The sequence below is a fragment of the Lysobacter antibioticus genome (genome assembly GCF_001442535.1).
Lineage (GTDB): Bacteria > Pseudomonadota > Gammaproteobacteria > Xanthomonadales > Xanthomonadaceae > Lysobacter > Lysobacter antibioticus.
Genome location: NZ_CP013141.1, coordinates 687642 through 703038 on the forward strand (window position 1 = coordinate 687642; position 15397 = coordinate 703038).

12 protein-coding genes and 1 pseudogene are annotated in these 15397 nt (G+C 65.9%); 10 read left to right on the forward strand and 3 right to left on the reverse strand.

Translation table 11 applies throughout. The features are described 5' to 3' along the window. Nucleotides 1-89: 89 nt before the first annotated feature. The 3 genes and pseudogenes from GLA29479_RS02800 to GLA29479_RS02810 form a co-directional block, all read right to left on the reverse strand. Nucleotides 90-1619: a DUF3734 domain-containing protein gene (locus GLA29479_RS02800; protein ID WP_082638239.1), complete on the reverse strand. Its 1530-nt coding sequence runs from the start codon at nucleotides 1617-1619 to the stop codon at nucleotides 90-92. 289 nt (nucleotides 1620-1908) lie between these two features. After that, nucleotides 1909-2694 (reverse strand): 3-hydroxybutyrate dehydrogenase, encoded by a 786-nt coding sequence (locus GLA29479_RS02805; RefSeq protein ID WP_057917286.1) that lies wholly within the window; start codon nucleotides 2692-2694, stop codon nucleotides 1909-1911. A 1318-nt stretch (nucleotides 2695-4012) separates the two neighbouring features. After that, nucleotides 4013-4477: pseudogene (locus tag GLA29479_RS02810) on the reverse strand (SET domain-containing protein); the annotation flags it as partial. 241 nt (nucleotides 4478-4718) lie between these two features. Between GLA29479_RS02810 and GLA29479_RS02815 the strand changes: the two are divergent. The 10 genes from GLA29479_RS02815 to GLA29479_RS02855 all read left to right on the forward strand — a co-directional run bounded on the left by GLA29479_RS02815 (nucleotide 4719) and on the right by GLA29479_RS02855 (nucleotide 15342). Further along, nucleotides 4719-5180, forward strand: coding sequence for an SUF system Fe-S cluster assembly regulator (locus GLA29479_RS02815; protein WP_031373854.1), 462 nt, complete (start codon nucleotides 4719-4721; stop codon nucleotides 5178-5180). A gap of 16 nt (nucleotides 5181-5196) precedes the next feature. Then, nucleotides 5197-6687, forward strand: a complete 1491-nt coding sequence (sufB, locus tag GLA29479_RS02820; RefSeq protein WP_057917284.1) for a Fe-S cluster assembly protein SufB — start codon at nucleotides 5197-5199, stop codon at nucleotides 6685-6687. Further along, nucleotides 6684-7172, forward strand: coding sequence for a hypothetical protein (locus tag GLA29479_RS24275; protein WP_144436325.1), 489 nt, complete (start codon nucleotides 6684-6686; stop codon nucleotides 7170-7172). Before sufB ends, GLA29479_RS24275 begins: the two co-directional genes overlap by 4 nt. A gap of 1 nt (nucleotide 7173) precedes the next feature. Then, nucleotides 7174-7938, forward strand: coding sequence for a Fe-S cluster assembly ATPase SufC (sufC, locus tag GLA29479_RS02825; protein ID WP_057970717.1), 765 nt, complete (start codon nucleotides 7174-7176; stop codon nucleotides 7936-7938). Nucleotides 7939-8034: 96 nt separating this feature from the next. Further along, the gene (gene sufD, locus GLA29479_RS02830) at nucleotides 8035-9330 is read left to right on the forward strand and encodes a Fe-S cluster assembly protein SufD (protein WP_057970718.1); all 1296 of its coding nucleotides are present in this window, start codon (nucleotides 8035-8037) and stop codon (nucleotides 9328-9330) included. 128 nt (nucleotides 9331-9458) lie between these two features. Then, nucleotides 9459-10697: a cysteine desulfurase gene (locus GLA29479_RS02835; protein WP_057970719.1), complete on the forward strand. Its 1239-nt coding sequence runs from the start codon at nucleotides 9459-9461 to the stop codon at nucleotides 10695-10697. Further along, nucleotides 10694-11239 carry a GNAT family N-acetyltransferase gene (locus GLA29479_RS02840; protein WP_057917279.1) on the forward strand — a complete coding sequence of 182 codons (546 nt, stop codon included), beginning with the start codon at nucleotides 10694-10696 and terminating at the stop codon, nucleotides 11237-11239. Before GLA29479_RS02835 ends, GLA29479_RS02840 begins: the two co-directional genes overlap by 4 nt. Nucleotides 11240-11469: 230 nt before the next feature. Next, nucleotides 11470-11793 carry a Rieske (2Fe-2S) protein gene (locus GLA29479_RS02845; protein WP_031373861.1) on the forward strand — a complete coding sequence of 108 codons (324 nt, stop codon included), beginning with the start codon at nucleotides 11470-11472 and terminating at the stop codon, nucleotides 11791-11793. Nucleotides 11794-12264: 471 nt separating this feature from the next. After that, nucleotides 12265-14562 carry a TonB-dependent receptor gene (locus tag GLA29479_RS02850; RefSeq protein ID WP_057970720.1) on the forward strand — a complete coding sequence of 766 codons (2298 nt, stop codon included), beginning with the start codon at nucleotides 12265-12267 and terminating at the stop codon, nucleotides 14560-14562. Nucleotides 14563-14655: 93 nt separating this feature from the next. Further along, the gene (locus GLA29479_RS02855; RefSeq protein ID WP_057917277.1) at nucleotides 14656-15342 is read left to right on the forward strand and encodes a Fe2+-dependent dioxygenase; all 687 of its coding nucleotides are present in this window, start codon (nucleotides 14656-14658) and stop codon (nucleotides 15340-15342) included. The last annotated feature ends 55 nt before the right edge of the window (nucleotides 15343-15397 follow it).

Genomic DNA, 15397 nt, shown 5'->3' on the forward strand with positions numbered 1-15397 from the left:
AACCCTTGGCCGCCGATGCGCATCCTTGAGTTCAGTGGCCGATCCGGCAGGGCTGAATGCGCCCCCAGTTGCGCCGCGATGCGCCCGACTCAGGGCGCGGTGGCGTCGTGGGTGACGAAGGCCGATTCGCCGGCAGGCAGTTGCATCCACTCCGGATGGGCCAGGGCCCGGGCGATGTCGGACTGGCCGGACAGCCAGTGCTCGCGCATCGCCACGCGGCCGAACTGGTAGTCCTTGAAGTGGCCGATGCGGGCGCGATCGCGATAGATCAGGTGGATCACGCTGTAGCGGCGGTCGCAGGCCAGCTCGGCGGCGTGCTGGGCCCAGGGGTTGGTCGCGCGCACGTCCTCGGGGATTTCCTCGAGCAGCTCACGCAGCAGACGCCGATAATGCTGGAACACGCGCTGAGTGTCGGTGATCAGGCGGGTGCGGCTGGAGTATTGGATTTCCTTCTGCCGCTCGGCGACGTCGAGCAGGGTCTGCGGCAGGTCGCCGCGCGCGTTCCACAGGTCGACCTGGAACACCAGGGTGTCGCTGCGCGGCGACGAGGTCAGCACGTGCGACAGCGGCGTGTTCGAGACCAGGCCGCCGTCCCAGTAGTACTCGCCGTCGATCTCGATGGCCGGAAACGCCGGCGGCAGCGCGCCCGAGGCGAGGATGTGGCGCGCGTCCAGGCGCATGCGGGTGTTGTCGAAATATTCCAGATTGCCGGTGCGCACGTTGACCGCACCGACCGAGACCCGGATGCCGCCGTCGTTCAAGCGGTCGAAATCGACCATGCGTTCGAGCGTGGCGATCATCGGCGAGGTGTCGTACCAGCTCGCCGCGGCCGGCCCGGGCGCAGCGAATGGGTCTTGCCCGAACCAGGCGCGCGGGCGGTAGAAACCGTGCTGGCCCTCGACGATGGCGCGCCAGGCCTCCCAGGTGTCGAGCCAGGCGCGGGTGTCGGCATCGAGGTCGGTGAACCGCGCTTCCTGGCCGAAGGTGGTCGAGGGCAACAGGGTCGGCTGCGAGATCGTCGCCCAGAACTCGCGCAGCGCATCCATGCGTTTGCCCGGCGGATTGCCGGCGATGATCGCGGTGTTGAAGGCGCCGATCGAAATGCCGGCGATCCAGTTCGGCGCGATGCCGGCTTCGTACAAGCCTTGGTAGACGCCGGCCTGATAGGCGCCGAGCGCGCCGCCGCCCTGCAGGACCAGGGCGATGTTCTCGGGCAGCACCGAGGTTTCGGCACGGATGCGCTCGCCCGCGGCCTTGGCCGCACGCGAGGCGGCTTGCTTGCTGGCCGCGCGCCTGGGCGGCGGCTTGGGTGCCTGTTTGAGTTCCGGCGGGTTCGCCCGCGGCTTGGGTTTGGCCGGGGTGACCGGCTTCGGCACGCGCTTGGCCGTCGCGCGTGCGGCCGGTGCCCGCGCGACGGCGGCGCTGCCGCGCTTGAAGGCTTGCTTGTGCGGCTCCTTGCGGGCCGGGGCTTTCGTCGGCGGGTCTTTCTTTGCCGGTATCGCCGGCTTGGGGTCGCGCTTGGCCGGGGTCCGCGGCGCGGGTTCGCGCTGCGGCGGTTCGGCGGCTGCGCGTGGAGCACGGGAAACGGTGCGGGCGGTGGAGCGCTTGCTGCTGGGCATTGCGATTGCCTCTTCGGAAACGTCGCGGCGGTCAGGCCCCATGGTGCTTCGCGTTCGTCGCCTGTTTCGTGAAGACGGCTTGGATGGCGAAGCGGCAACAACAACAAGTCCCCCGCCCTGCCCTCAAAAGGGGAACGCAGTCTCCCCGCCGTCATCCCCGCGACGGCGGGGATCCAGAGACTTCAGCGACATGCCTCGCTATGGCTTCATGCTTCGCTACGGCCTCATGCCTCGCTACGGCCCCAGGCTTCCCGCCTTCGCGGGAACGACGGTAGGGATGGCGCCCGGCTTACTGCATATACCAACCATGGCTGACCACGAAGCTCTGCCCGGTCAGGGCCGCGCTCGGGAACTCGGCGAGGAAGCGCACGGTCTGGGCGACGTCCTCGACGGTGGTGAACACGCCGTCGACGGTGTTGCCGAGCATGACTTTCTTGATCACCTCGTCCTCGCTGATGCCGAGCTCCTTGGCCTGCTCGGGGATCTGCTTGTCGACCAGCGGGGTGCGCACGAAGCCCGGGCAGACCACGTGGCTGCGCACACCGTGCTTGGCGCCTTCCTTCGCCAGCACCCGCGACAGGCCCAGCAGGCCGTGCTTGGCGGTGACGTAGGCCGACTTCAGCGGCGAGGCCTCGTGCGAATGCACCGACCCCATGTAGATCACGGTGCCGCCTTTGTTGTCCTTGTACATATGCGGCAGCGCCGCCTTGGTGGTCAGGAAAGCGCCGTCGAGATGAATCGCGAGCATCTTCTTCCAATCGGCGAAGGCGTAGTTTTCGATCGGATTGACGATCTGGATGCCGGCGTTCGACACCAGGATATCGATGCCGCCGAGCTCGGCGACCACGCGTTCGATGCCGGCGTTGACCGCGGCCTCGTCGGTGACGTCCATGGCCACGCCGATCGCGCGCCCGCCGTTGCCGGCGATCTCGTCGGCGACGGCCTGGGCCCCGGCCTGGTTGAGATCGGCGATCGCGATCGCGGCGCCGGCGCGGGCCAGCTCGTGGGCGATTTCCTTGCCGATGCCGCTGGCGGCCCCGGTGACGACGGCGACCTTGCCTTGGATCGAACTCATGGCGACTCCTGGATACGGTGCGAAGGGAAGAAAGCGTTGCGCCGCGCGATGCGCGAACCGGCGACCATTGTCGTCGCCGCAGGTTATCGCGGCGTGGCGGCCGGCGCACCGCAGTGTCCCGTCCAGGCGGTGAAGCGGCTATCGGACCTTCGTACCCGGCTAGGGGGCTTTGCGGGATCGGGCGGGAACGAACGAGGCGAGCAATCGACCGGCCGTTGGCCGCAGCGGCGGCGCGGCGTTGGAGGCCGGCCTATCGTGCGCCCCTGGATTTCAGGGTGGTCGCGTCGCGCGCCGAAGTCGCGCGGTCGCGGCTTGCGCCGCTCCTACAGGGATCGATTCGCGGCGCTGCATCGGTCGAGCAAGTGCAAAGCTTCCTTCCGCTAAAGCGGCCGGGTTACTTTCTTTTGCTGGCCCAAAAGTCCGTCTGGATTCCCTTCGGTCAAAGGTAACCAAAGAAAAGGGCTTTCCTTGCAAGGGCACAGGCCACGAGTGCGATGCGCGCGCCGGGATTTTCCGATAAGACGTCCCTGTTTTATCGGGTCATTTCAATGAAAGCTGGCCGCACGTCCTGTGCGGCGCCCTCCGGGTCTACGGTCGCATCGCAAGTTCGGTATTGCGCCAAGCTCATCACGGCAAGGGCAAGGGCAAGGGCAAGGGCAGCATAGATTCTGCTGTCGCTTTTGCTGTGCGTCGCCTCGCACTAGCGAAGGCCATCGAAGACCCGGAGGGCGGCCCGCATGGATGCGGGCCGTTTTTCATCGGGACAGGGATGTCCCGTATGAAAAATCCCTGCGAATGCATCGAACGTGCGGGCCTGTGATTCAAAGAAAAGCAACTTCTTTGGTTACCTTTGACCGAAGGGAATCCAGACGGACTTTTGTTGCTTATGACAAAAGAAAGTAACCCGCCGCTTTAGTGGCGGAAGCTTTTGGCGTTTGATCCTGATCCTGATCTTGCTTGGCGAAACGCAGCAAACCCGTCACAGCGCGGTCGCGGCTCGCGCCGCTCCTACCCCGCGATAGCACGCCGCTTCGATGGACGGCATCGGCGCTGTGGCTTCTGCGCGTCCCGCGGTCGCGGCTTATGACCGAAGGAAATCCAGTAGGACGCCGCTCCTACAGGGGCAAGATCCCAGCGTTACGCCGCCTTAGGACTGCATGGCGGGCTACCGAGGACCACCTCGACGCCCGCGGCGCGATCCATCGGCCCGGAGCTGCGCCGGGCCGGAAACGCCTCAATCCTTCTTCTTGCCCTTCTTTTTGTCTTTCTTCTTTTTCTTGTCTTTCTTCTTGTCCTTGTCCTTCTTCGCCTTCTTGTCCTTCTTCGGCTGCAGCATCGTCCCGGTGCAGTTCGCCGAGCCGCAGCGGCACTCCCAGATCTTCTTGAGTTCCTTGGTGTGCTTCTCGGCCAGGGTGATGCCGTAGTTGTAGGACAGCTCCTCGCCCGCGGCGATGTCGCGGACCGCCTCGATGAAGACGCGGTCGCGACGGCGGTCGTCGCCGTCGTCCTCTTCCAGCACCGCTTCGCAGTTCGGCGAGCAGCTGTGGTTGATCCAGCGCGCCGTATTGCCTTCGTGGTTGGCGTCGATCACGTACTCGTCGTTGAGCGTGAACAGGAAGGTATGGCCGGAGTCGGCGTCGCCGGTCTCGCCCGCATCGACCTCTTCGTGGGTGCGGCGGCTGCCCTTGTATTCGACGACCCGCTCGCCCTTGGCGATCGGGGCAATGGCGAACACACCATTGCCGTGAATGGCGGAACGACGGGCGGCGATCTTGCGCGGCATAGCGAATCCCAAAATGACGAACCGGCATTCTGACGTGCTTGAACGGCCTTCGCTATCCAGGCCCCTCCGCATCGCCGACGGTCTGTGCGCATCGGCCCCTACCCGGTCCCGACTCCCGGCCGCAGCCACGCGGCCGGGGCCGCCCCTGCGATACGCCTGAATCGCGCAAAACCCCCGGCTTGGCCGCGCCCGGAGAAAAACGTACAATTTCGGTACGAATTACCCCCGAGCGGCCCCGCCGATGCTCCGCGTCACCAAACTCACCGACTACGCCACGGTCGTCCTGACCGTCCTGGCGGCCCAGTCCGACCGCGTCCTGAGCGCGTCGGAGCTGGCCGAGCGGGCGGGTCTGGAGGCGCCGACGGTCAGCAAGTTGCTCAAGCCGCTGGCCCAGGCCGGCCTGGTCGAGGGGTTCCGCGGCGCCAACGGCGGCTATCGTCTGGCCCGCCCCGCCGACGAAATCGGTCTGATCGAGATCGTCGAGGCAATGGAAGGCCCGCTCGGCATGACCGAATGCAGCGTCCACGAAGGCAATTGCGGCCTCGAACACCAGTGCGGCGTGCGCGCCAACTGGCGCCGCATCAACGACGTGGTCATCGAGGCCCTGAGCAACGTCACCCTCGCCCAGATGCTCGCCCCCACTCCTTCCTTTTCACCCGAACCAGCCGGCCGGCGCATCGATCTGCGCCTGGCCGGCGCTTAGACAGTAGGCAGCCGCCATGGCCACCGACATCATCAAGACGCCCGCCCCCTCGGGCGACACCGCTAATCGTCCGCTGCAGAACGAGGCGATCCACGAGCAGCTCGGGCGTCGCTACGAGGCCGGTTTCATCACCGACATCGAATCTGACAGCCTGCCTCCGGGCCTCGACGAGGACACCATCCGTGCCCTCTCGGCCAAGAAGGAAGAGCCCGAGTGGATGACCGAGTGGCGCCTGCAAGCCTATCGCCATTGGCTGACTATGCCGATGCCGCATTGGGCCAAGCTCAACATCGCCGCGATCGACTTCCAGGCGCTCAGCTACTACAGCGCGCCGAAGGCCAAGTACAAGTCGCTCGACGAAGTGCCCGAAGAGCTCATCGCCACCTACGACAAGCTCGGCGTGCCGCTACACGAACGCGCGCGGCTGGCCGGCGTGGCGGTCGACGCGGTGTTCGACTCGGTCTCGGTCGGCACCACTTTCCGCAAGGAACTGGCCGAGAAGGGCGTGATCTTCTGCTCGATGTCGGAAGCGATCCGCGAGCAGCCCGAGTTGGTGAAGAAGTACCTCGGCAGCGTCGTGCCGACCGGCGACAACTTCTTCGCCGCGCTCAATTCGGCGGTGTTCTCCGACGGCAGCTTCGTCTTCATCCCCAAGGGCGTGCGTTGCCCGATGGAGCTGAGCACCTATTTCCGCATCAACGCCGGCCACACCGGCCAGTTCGAGCGCACCCTGATCATCTGCGAGGACAAGGCCTACGTCTCGTACCTGGAAGGTTGCACCGCGCCGATGCGCGACGAGAACCAGCTGCATGCGGCGGTGGTCGAGCTGGTCGCGCTGGAAGACGCCGAGATCAAGTACTCGACGGTGCAGAACTGGTACCCCGGCGACGAGAACGGGGTCGGCGGCATCTACAACTTCGTGACCAAGCGCGGCGAATGCCGCGGCGCGCGCAGCAAGATCAGCTGGACCCAGGTCGAGACCGGTTCGGCGATCACCTGGAAGTACCCCAGCTGCGTGCTGCTCGGCGACGATTCCAGCGGCGAGTTCTATTCGGTCGCGCTGACCCATCACCGCCAGCAGGCCGACACCGGCACCAAGATGATCCACATCGGCAAGCGCACCAAGTCGAAGATCATCAGCAAGGGCATCAGCGCCGGCCGCGGCCAGAACACCTACCGCGGCCTGGTCAAGATCGAGAAGAACGCCGCCGGCGCGCGCAACCACACCCAGTGCGACAGCCTGTTGATCGGCAAGAAGTGCGGCGCCCATACCTTCCCCTACATCGAGGTCAAGCACCCCGATGCGACCGTCGAGCACGAGGCGACCACCTCGAAGATCAGCGACGACCAGCTGTTCTATTGCCGTTCGCGCGGCATCGGCGAGGAAGACGCGGTGTCGATGATCGTCGACGGCTTCTGCAAGTCGGTGTTCCGCGAGCTGCCGATGGAGTTCGCGGTCGAAGCCAAGAAGCTGCTCGAAGTCTCGCTGGAAGGTTCGGTCGGATGACTATGGATGATGTCACTACCAATGTAGTAGCTAACGTCATTGCTTGGCCCGTCATCATTGCACTTGGATACGGCGCAACAAGATCGTGGCGACTTTTTAAGCTATTCGATGAAACTGAGGCGCAACAAGTAAAAAATAATACTTCTTACAGGACCGCTGCGTCCGCTCGCGCGGTATCTGATGTCGTAATAGGGTGCTCCTCAATTCTCGCCGGCCTTGTTTTTTTATTTGTGGATATCTTCATGAGAATCGTAGATATCCAGCTTGATCTCGCAGCGATGCACCAACGACAAATCGCAATACTGACTGAGCACGTACTAGCTCTTGGCTCCAAAAAGATAGATTTAAAGGAACTTCCCGACCCAGTTAACTTCGCAGATAGTAGCGCTATATATCTGGCATTGATGCTTTTCGCCATCGGCGCTTTTTATGTTTTTTTAGGGCGGCGCCTACTTTCCCATCTCACCCGTGCTACGTTGAAATAAAATGCTGAAAATAAAACAACTCCACGTCTCCGTAGCCGGCAAGGACATCCTCAAGGGCCTCTCGCTCGACCTGCAGCCGGGCCAGGTGCACGCGATCATGGGGCCGAACGGCGCCGGCAAATCGACGCTCGGCAACATCCTGGCCGGCCGCGAGGGCTATGAGGTGACCGAAGGCACGGTCGAATTCGAGGGCCGCAACTTGCTCGAACTGGAGCCGGAAGAACGCGCCGCCGCCGGCGTGTTCCTGGCCTTCCAGTACCCGGTCGAGATCGCCGGCGTCAACAACACCTACTTCCTGCGCGCCGCGCTCAACGCCCAGCGCAAGGCGCGCGGCGAGACCGAGCTCGACTCGATGCAGTTCCTCAAGTTGGTGCGCGAGAAGCTCGCCGTGCTGCACCTGAAGGACGAGTTGCTGCACCGCGGCGTCAACGAAGGCTTCAGCGGCGGCGAGAAGAAGCGCAACGAAATCTTCCAGCTCGCCCTGCTCGAACCCAAGCTGGCGATCCTCGACGAGACCGACTCCGGCCTCGACATCGACGCGCTCAAGGCAGTCGCCGACGGCGTCAACGCACTGCGTTCGCCCGACCGCGCCTTCCTGGTGATCACCCACTACCAGCGCCTGCTCGACTACATCAAGCCCGACGTCGTGCACGTGCTGGCCGACGGCCGCATCGTCGAGAGCGGCGGCCCGGAGCTGGCCCTGGAACTGGAAGCGCACGGTTACGAGTGGCTCAAGGACCGCGTCGCACCGGAGAGCGCGGCGTGACCCCGCCCCGCCGCACCGCCATCGGCTTGCATACGCAGGACCGGGCCTCGGCCCGGACCCCGACACGTTCCGCCGCGCCCGCGCGAGGACACTGACATGAGTCTGCTACTCGAAGGATTCGCCGCTTCGTTCGAGCAATTGTCGGCACGCGAAGCCGCCGGGCTCGGCCCGACCCGCCGCGCCGCGCTCGACGCGGTGCTGCGCGACGGCCTGCCCGGCCCGCGCAACGAAGCCTGGAAGTACACGCCGCTGCGCGCGCTCGACCGGCGCGCGTTCGCCGCCGCCGATCTCGCCCCGGGCGGCTTCGACGCCTCGGCCATCGCCGGCATCCCGACCCCGCGCATCGTCTTCCACAACGGCCGCTACGACGCCGTGCACAGCGATCTCAGCGGCCTGCCGCAGGGCGTTTCGCTGCAGCCGCTGTCGCAGGTTCTGGCGATCGACGACGCCCGCGAAACCAATTTCCTCGCCCGCCGCTTCGATCGCAGCGACGAGATCTTCGCCCGCCTCAACGCGGCCCTGGCCGACGAAGGCGCGGTGCTGCGCGTCGACGCCGGTGTGCAGGTCGAAAGCGCGATCCATTTCGTCTTCGTCGGCAGCCCGGTCGCCGGCGACCGCGCCTGGCATCTGCGCCACCTGGTCGAGTTGCGCGAAGGCGCGTCGCTGACCCTGGTCGAGCACCAGCTCGCGGCCGACAGCCACACCCACCTGTCCAACAGCCTGACCCACGTGCACCTGGCGCCGAACGCATCGCTGTCGCATGCGCGCGTGCAAGACGAGGCGACCGGCGCGACCGTGGTCGCACGCACCGACGCGGTGCTCGCGCGCGCCGCGCAGTACCGCCGCATCGATCTCGAACTCGGCGCGGCGCTGTCGCGTCACGAACTCAACGCCGCCCTGCATGGCGAAGCCGCGCAGGTGCACGCCAACGGCGTGCTGCTCGCGACCGGCCGTCGCCATCTCGACACGCGTCTGGGCATCGATCACGTCGGCCGCGACAGCCAGTGCCAGCTGACCTGGCGCGGGCTCGGCGCCGGCCGTTCGCGCACCGCCTTCCACGGCGGCATCCTGATCCGCGAAGGCGCCGACGGCAGCAACGCCGCGCTGTCGAACAAGAACCTGCTGCTCAACGAAGGCGCCGAGATCGACACCCAACCGGTGCTCGAGATCCACGCCGACGAAGTCCAGGCCGCCCACGGCGCCACCGTCGGCCAACTCGACCCCCAGGCGATGTTCTATCTGCGTTCGCGCGGTTTGCCGGCCGAACAGGCGCGTTCGCTGCTGACCGCCGCGTTCTGTCGCGAGACCTTGTCGGTGATCGAGGACGACGACGTGCGCGCGATCCTGGAAGTGCGCGTGAATCTCGCCCTGGAGCGTTTGCAGATCGTTTGAAGCTGGAAACCAGTTGAGGAGGAACGGGTAACGAGTTCAGCGTGCTTTTACTCGTTTCTCGCTCCTCTCCACTCGTTCCTCGTTCCTCGTTCCTCTCCACTCGCTGCTGGCTCCACCGGACCTGCCCGATGACCGTCGCCCAACCCACCGCCGCTCCCGACTGGACCGCCGTCCGCGCCGACTTCCCGGTGCTGACCCGCGAGGTCCATGGCAAGCCGTTGATCTATTTCGACTCGGCCAACACCGGCCAGAAGCCGGCCGCGGTGATCGAGGCAGTCGACGATTTCTATCGCAACCATAACGCCAACGTCAGCCGCGCCGTGCACGCGCTCGGCAGCGAAGCCACCGAGGCCTACGAAGGCGCACGCGCCAAGCTCGCGCGCTTCCTCAACGTGCGCGTCGACGAACTGGTGCTGTGCAGCGGCACGACCTTCGCGATCAATCTGGTCGCCTATTCCTGGGCGCTGCCGCGGCTGCGCGCCGGCGATGCGATCGTGCTCACGCGCATGGAGCACCACGCCAATATCGTGCCCTGGCAGTTGGTCGCCCAGCGCACCGGCGCGACCATCAAGGTCGCCGAGATCGACGCGCGCGGCCAGCTCGACCTGAACCAGCTGTACTCGTTGCTGACGCCGGAAGTGAAGCTGCTCGCACTGACCCACGTCTCCAACGTGCTCGGCACCGTCAACCCGGTGCGGGAGATCTGCCGCGAGGCGCGCAAGCGCGGCATCGCCACACTCGTCGACGGCTCGCAGGCGGCGCCGCACCGGCCGCTCGACATCGCCGCGATCGGCTGCGATTTCTATGCGGTCACCGGCCACAAGATGAGCGGCCCGACCGGCACCGGCGCGCTGTGGGCGCGACGCGAGCACCTCGATGCGATGCCGCCCTTCATCGGCGGCGGCGAGATGATCAAGGAAGTGCGTTTCGAAGGCACCGTGTTCGCCGACGGCCCGCGCAAGTTCGAGGCCGGCACGCCGAACATCGCCGGCTTCGTCGGCCTTGGCGCGGCGGTCGATTACCTGTCGGCGCTCGGCATGGCACACATCGACGCGCGCGAGCAGGCCTTGCTGGCCTACGCCAACGAAGCCTTGTCGCAGGTGCCCGGCCTGCGCATCTTCGGTCAGGCGCAGGAGAAAGCCGCGGTGATCAGCTTCCTGGTCGAAGGCGCGCACGCGCACGACCTGGCGACCCTGCTCGACCTGGAAGGCGTGGCGATCCGTTCCGGCCACCACTGCGCGCACCCGCTCATGCAACACTTCGGCGTGCCGGCGACCTGCCGCGCCTCGCTCGCGTTCTACAACACCCACGACGAGATCGACGCGTTCGTGGCCGCCCTGAACAAAGTCCGCAAATTGCTCGCATGACCCAAGACTCCCTGAGCTTCCGCGCCGCCACCCTGGCCGACACCGATGCCCTCGTCGACCTGGTCGAGTCGGCGTATCGCGGCGATTCCAGCCGCGCCGGCTGGACCACCGAAGCCGACTTCCTCGACGGCCGCCGCACCGGCGCCGACGACATCAAGGCCTGCCTCGACCGTCCGCAGAGCGTGATCCTGATCGTCGAGCGCAACGGCGCCGACGCCGCGCCCGAACTGCTCGCCTGCGCGCATGTCGCGGCCGAGGACGGCGCGGGTTATTTCGGCATGTTCTCGGTCAAGCCGACCTTGCAGGGCGGCGGCATCGGTAAGCGCGTGATCGACGAAGCCGAGCGCATCGCCCGCGAAGACTGGAAGCTGCCGGCCATGCGCATGACCGTGATCGACATCCGCGACGAACTGATCGCCTTCTACGAACGCCGCGGCTACGTCCGCACCGGTCACTACAAGCCCTTCCCCTACGGCGACGAGCGTTTCGGCCTGCCCAAGCGCGACGATCTGCGCTTCGAAGTGCTCGAAAAGACGTTTTAATGTCCGAGGGCTGATTGATGTCCGGGGGCTGAGGCCAGGGTCGAGACGTCGGGATTGCTACGCCGGGGCCTTGTCGCCCTCGCTTCCACTTCGCCCGCTTTACGATCCGGCCCGCATCCCTCGGCCGGTCGCATTCATCGGCAGGGCCAGGAAAGCGCGCCGTGCACACCGGCCCTGCCCGCTTCTACAATGCCTCGCAACGCACTGCCAGCTCTTCAGGAAAGCACGCCATGGGCGACTGGGTTTTCGTCTGCGCCACCTCGCAATTGCTGCCCGGCGAATCGACCGTCGCCTGGGACGGCGACACCGCGATCTTCGTGTGCAACTACGACGGCGATTTCTACGCCCTCGAAGACCGTTGCTCGCACGAGGACTTCGAGCTGTCCGCGGGCGCCTTCGACGGCGAAGAAGCCACGGTCGAATGCGTCCTGCACGGCGCCCGCTTCGACGTACGCGACGGCCGCCCCTTGTGCGCGCCGGCCTACGAACCGGTGGTGAAGTTCCCGGTCAAGGTCGAAGACGGCGGGGTCTGGACCCGCGACGACCGCGAGTAAGCGCCGCCTCGTTTCGATCGTTGTCGTCGGCTGTTGCTGTTCCCCGTGGAAGTTGTCCCCCCTCTTTGAAAAGGGGGGCTGGGAAGATTTGCTTTTCGCTTCTTCCTGATGCGCCGAAGAGCAAATCCCCCGCGCCGAAACCACATCGGGCTTCGTGCCTGCCTGGGGCGCTCGCCCTCTTCGTCAAAGGGGCGACGGTCGAACGCTGCGATGGGCTACGGCGCGAATCCGGTGCTTCACGGTCGCGGCTTGCGCCGCTCCTACCCTTTGAAGCACCGATGCCGAGCGCTCGCATCGCGGCCCCTACGCCCCGCTTCCGCCTGCCAAGTGCCCGTTTGCGCATGCATTTACACCGGAAACGGTTACAAGACCCTCGAATTGTTCACAATTCGTTGCAAATGAGAATCCATCTCATTAAGATCGCGGACTGACGCGGCCCCGCGCCGTTTATCCGCAATCCAGAGATCCCACATGACCACGAAGTTCGTCGTGTCGCCGCTCGCCGGTGCGCTTGCCCTCGCCCTCAGCCTGCCCGTGCTCGCCGCCCCGGCGCCCGAACCCCAGGCCAAGGACCTCAACGGCGTGGCGGTACACGGCCATCGCGTGCAGAAGGCCAGCAGCGGCAAGTACACCGCGAACCTGCGCGACACCCCGCAGACGATCAGCGTGATCGACCGCACCACCATCGACGGCCAGAACCTGCTGTCGCTGAGCGACATCCTCAGCACCCTGCCGGGCATCACCTTCGGCGCCGGCGAAGGCGGCGGCGGCTTCGGCGACAAGATCAACCTGCGCGGCTTCGACGCCAGCAGCGACATCACCGTCGACGGCGTGCGCGACAGCGGTCTGTACAGCCGCACCGACCCCTTCAACCTGGAAGCGGTGGAAGTCGTCAATGGCGCCAACTCGGTCTACTCCGGCGCCGGCTCGGTCGGCGGCACCGTCAACCTGGTCAGCAAGAGCGCCGGCCTCAACGAATTCCACAAGGCCTCGATCGCCGCCGGCACCGACAGCTATGCCCGCGTCACCACCGACAGCAACTTCGTGCTCGGCGAAGGCACGGCGCTGCGCCTCAACGCGATGGCGCACCAGAACGACGTGCCGGGCCGCGACGTCGAGCAGAACGAGCGCTGGGGCGTGGCCGCCTCGCTCGCCTTCGGCCTCGGCAGCGACACCAGCTGGACCTTGAACTACCTGCACCAGGAAGACGACAACACCCCGCAATACGGCCTGCCGTTCTTCAACGGCGACGTGCTGCCGGGCATCGACCGCGGCAACTACTACGGTTACAGCAACATCGACCGTCAGGACATCCAGCTCGATTCGGTCACCTCGATCGTCGACCACGCCTTCAACGACAATTTCAAGATCCGTAACCTGACCCGCTGGCAGCAGGCCGACCAGTTCTCGCTGGTCGATGCGGTCCAGGGCACCTGGTGCCTGGCCAACAACCTCACCCCAACCGGCACCAGCTGCGGCAGCACCCGCCCCGGCAACTACAGCCCGAGCGGCCCGCGCGGCTACGGCCGCGACACCCGCAACACCACGCTGTACAACCAGACCGACCTGACGGTGAACTTCAACACCGGCGCGATCGAGCACAACCTGGTCGCCGGCTTCTCGGTGCTGCACGAAGAATTCGACCTCGACGTCACCAGCGATTTCCGCAACCCCAACGGCACCAACCCGTTCCTGTCGGGCCTGCCGCAGATGAACATCGCGCGTCCGGACCACACCTACCGCGGCCCGCTCAACCGCACCCTGACCGGCCGCACCGAAGGCGAGCTCGACAACCGCGCGATCTACGTGTTCGACACGCTGAAGTTCAACGAGCAGTGGCAGTTGAGCCTGGGCGCGCGCTACGAGCGCAACGAAGGCGAGACCATCAATGCGGTGGTGGTGCAGGCGCCGACCGCGGCCAACCAGCCGCTGCCGCCCCAGCCGATCGGCACCATCACCGGCTATGGCGTGCCGTTCAAGAGCAACGACGATCTGTTCTCCTACCGCGCCGGCCTGGTCTACAAGCCGGTCGAGAACGGCAGCATCTACATCGCCTACGGCAACTCGAAGACGCCGTCGAAGGCTTCGGTCAACGGTTCGTGCACCGCGCAGACCTGCTCGGTCGACCCGGAAACCGCGGTCAATTACGAAATCGGCACCAAGTGGGACTTCCTCGACGGCCGCCTCGCCCTGACCGGCTCGGTGTTCCGCAACGAGCGCGAGAACTACAAGGTCGCCGAGCTCGACAACCCGGCCAACTTGTCCGGCATGCAGCAGCTCGACGGCAGCGCGCGCGTCGACGGCTTCATGATCGGCCTGTCCGGCCTGATCACCGACCAATGGGCGGTCTATGCCAACTACGCGCGTCTGGACAGCGAAGTGCTGCAGGGCGTGTCCGACTTCCAGGCCAACCAGGGCCGGGACTACACCAAGGGCGACCGCCTGACCCAGGTGCCGGAAGATTCCTTCAGCCTGTGGACCACCTACGACATCAGCCCGCGCTGGCAGGTCGGTTACGGCGCGACCTTCCAGGGCAAGATCTGGCTGACCCAGCACAGCGCGACCAACCTCAACGGCCCGCTGACGACCTACGGCAGCTACTGGACCCACCGCGCGATGGTCAACTACAAGATCAACCGCCAGGCCTCGCTGCAGCTCAACATCAACAACCTCACGGACGAGGAGTACTTCACCCGCATCCGCAACAACGGCTGGGCCACCCCGGGCGACGGACGCCAGGTGGTGCTGAGCGCCAACTTCGCCTTCTAAGTGGTATCGAACCTCGAGTTCACGTTCTAATCGGACTTCCATCGTCCAGGCGCGCCGCCCGGGTCCTCCCGGGCGGCCGCATTGAGGAAACCCATGCTGCTGCACGTGCCCAAGGTGCTCACCGCCGAACAGGTCGGCCATTGCCGCGAACGCCTGGCCCAGGCCGGCTGGAGCGACGGCCGGATCACCGCGGGCCACCAGTCGGCCAAGGCCAAGGACAACGCGCAACTGCCCGAGAACGATCCGGTCGCGCGCGAGCTCGGCCCGATGATCCTCGACGCCCTGTCGCGCAACCCGACCTTCTTTTCCGCGGCGCTGCCGCAGCGGGTGTACCCGCCCCTGTTCAATCGCTACGCCGGCGGCCAGTCGTTCGGCTTCCACGTCGACAACGCGATCCGCTACGACCGCAGCCGCGGCGGCATGGAAGCGGTGCGCACCGACCTGTCGGCGACCCTGTTCCTGAGCGCGCCGGAGGACTACGACGGCGGCGAGCTCGTCATCGAAGACACCTACGGCACCCACCCGGTGAAGCTGGCCGCCGGCGACCTGGTGCTGTATCCCGGCACCAGCCTGCACAAGGTCACCCCGGTGACCCGCGGCGAACGCCTTGCCTCGTTCTTCTGGATCCAGAGCCTGCTCGCCGAAGATTCGCAGCGCCGGCTGATGTTCGAGCTGGATGTGTCGATCCGGCGCCTGACCGCCGACGTGCCCGACCATCCGGCGCTGGTCCAGCTGACCGGCGTGTATCACAACCTGTTGCGGCGCTGGAGCCAGACGTGAGCGCGGCCAGCGACGATCGCGCGGTCAAGGCCGGCTCGATCAAGGCCGACTCGAT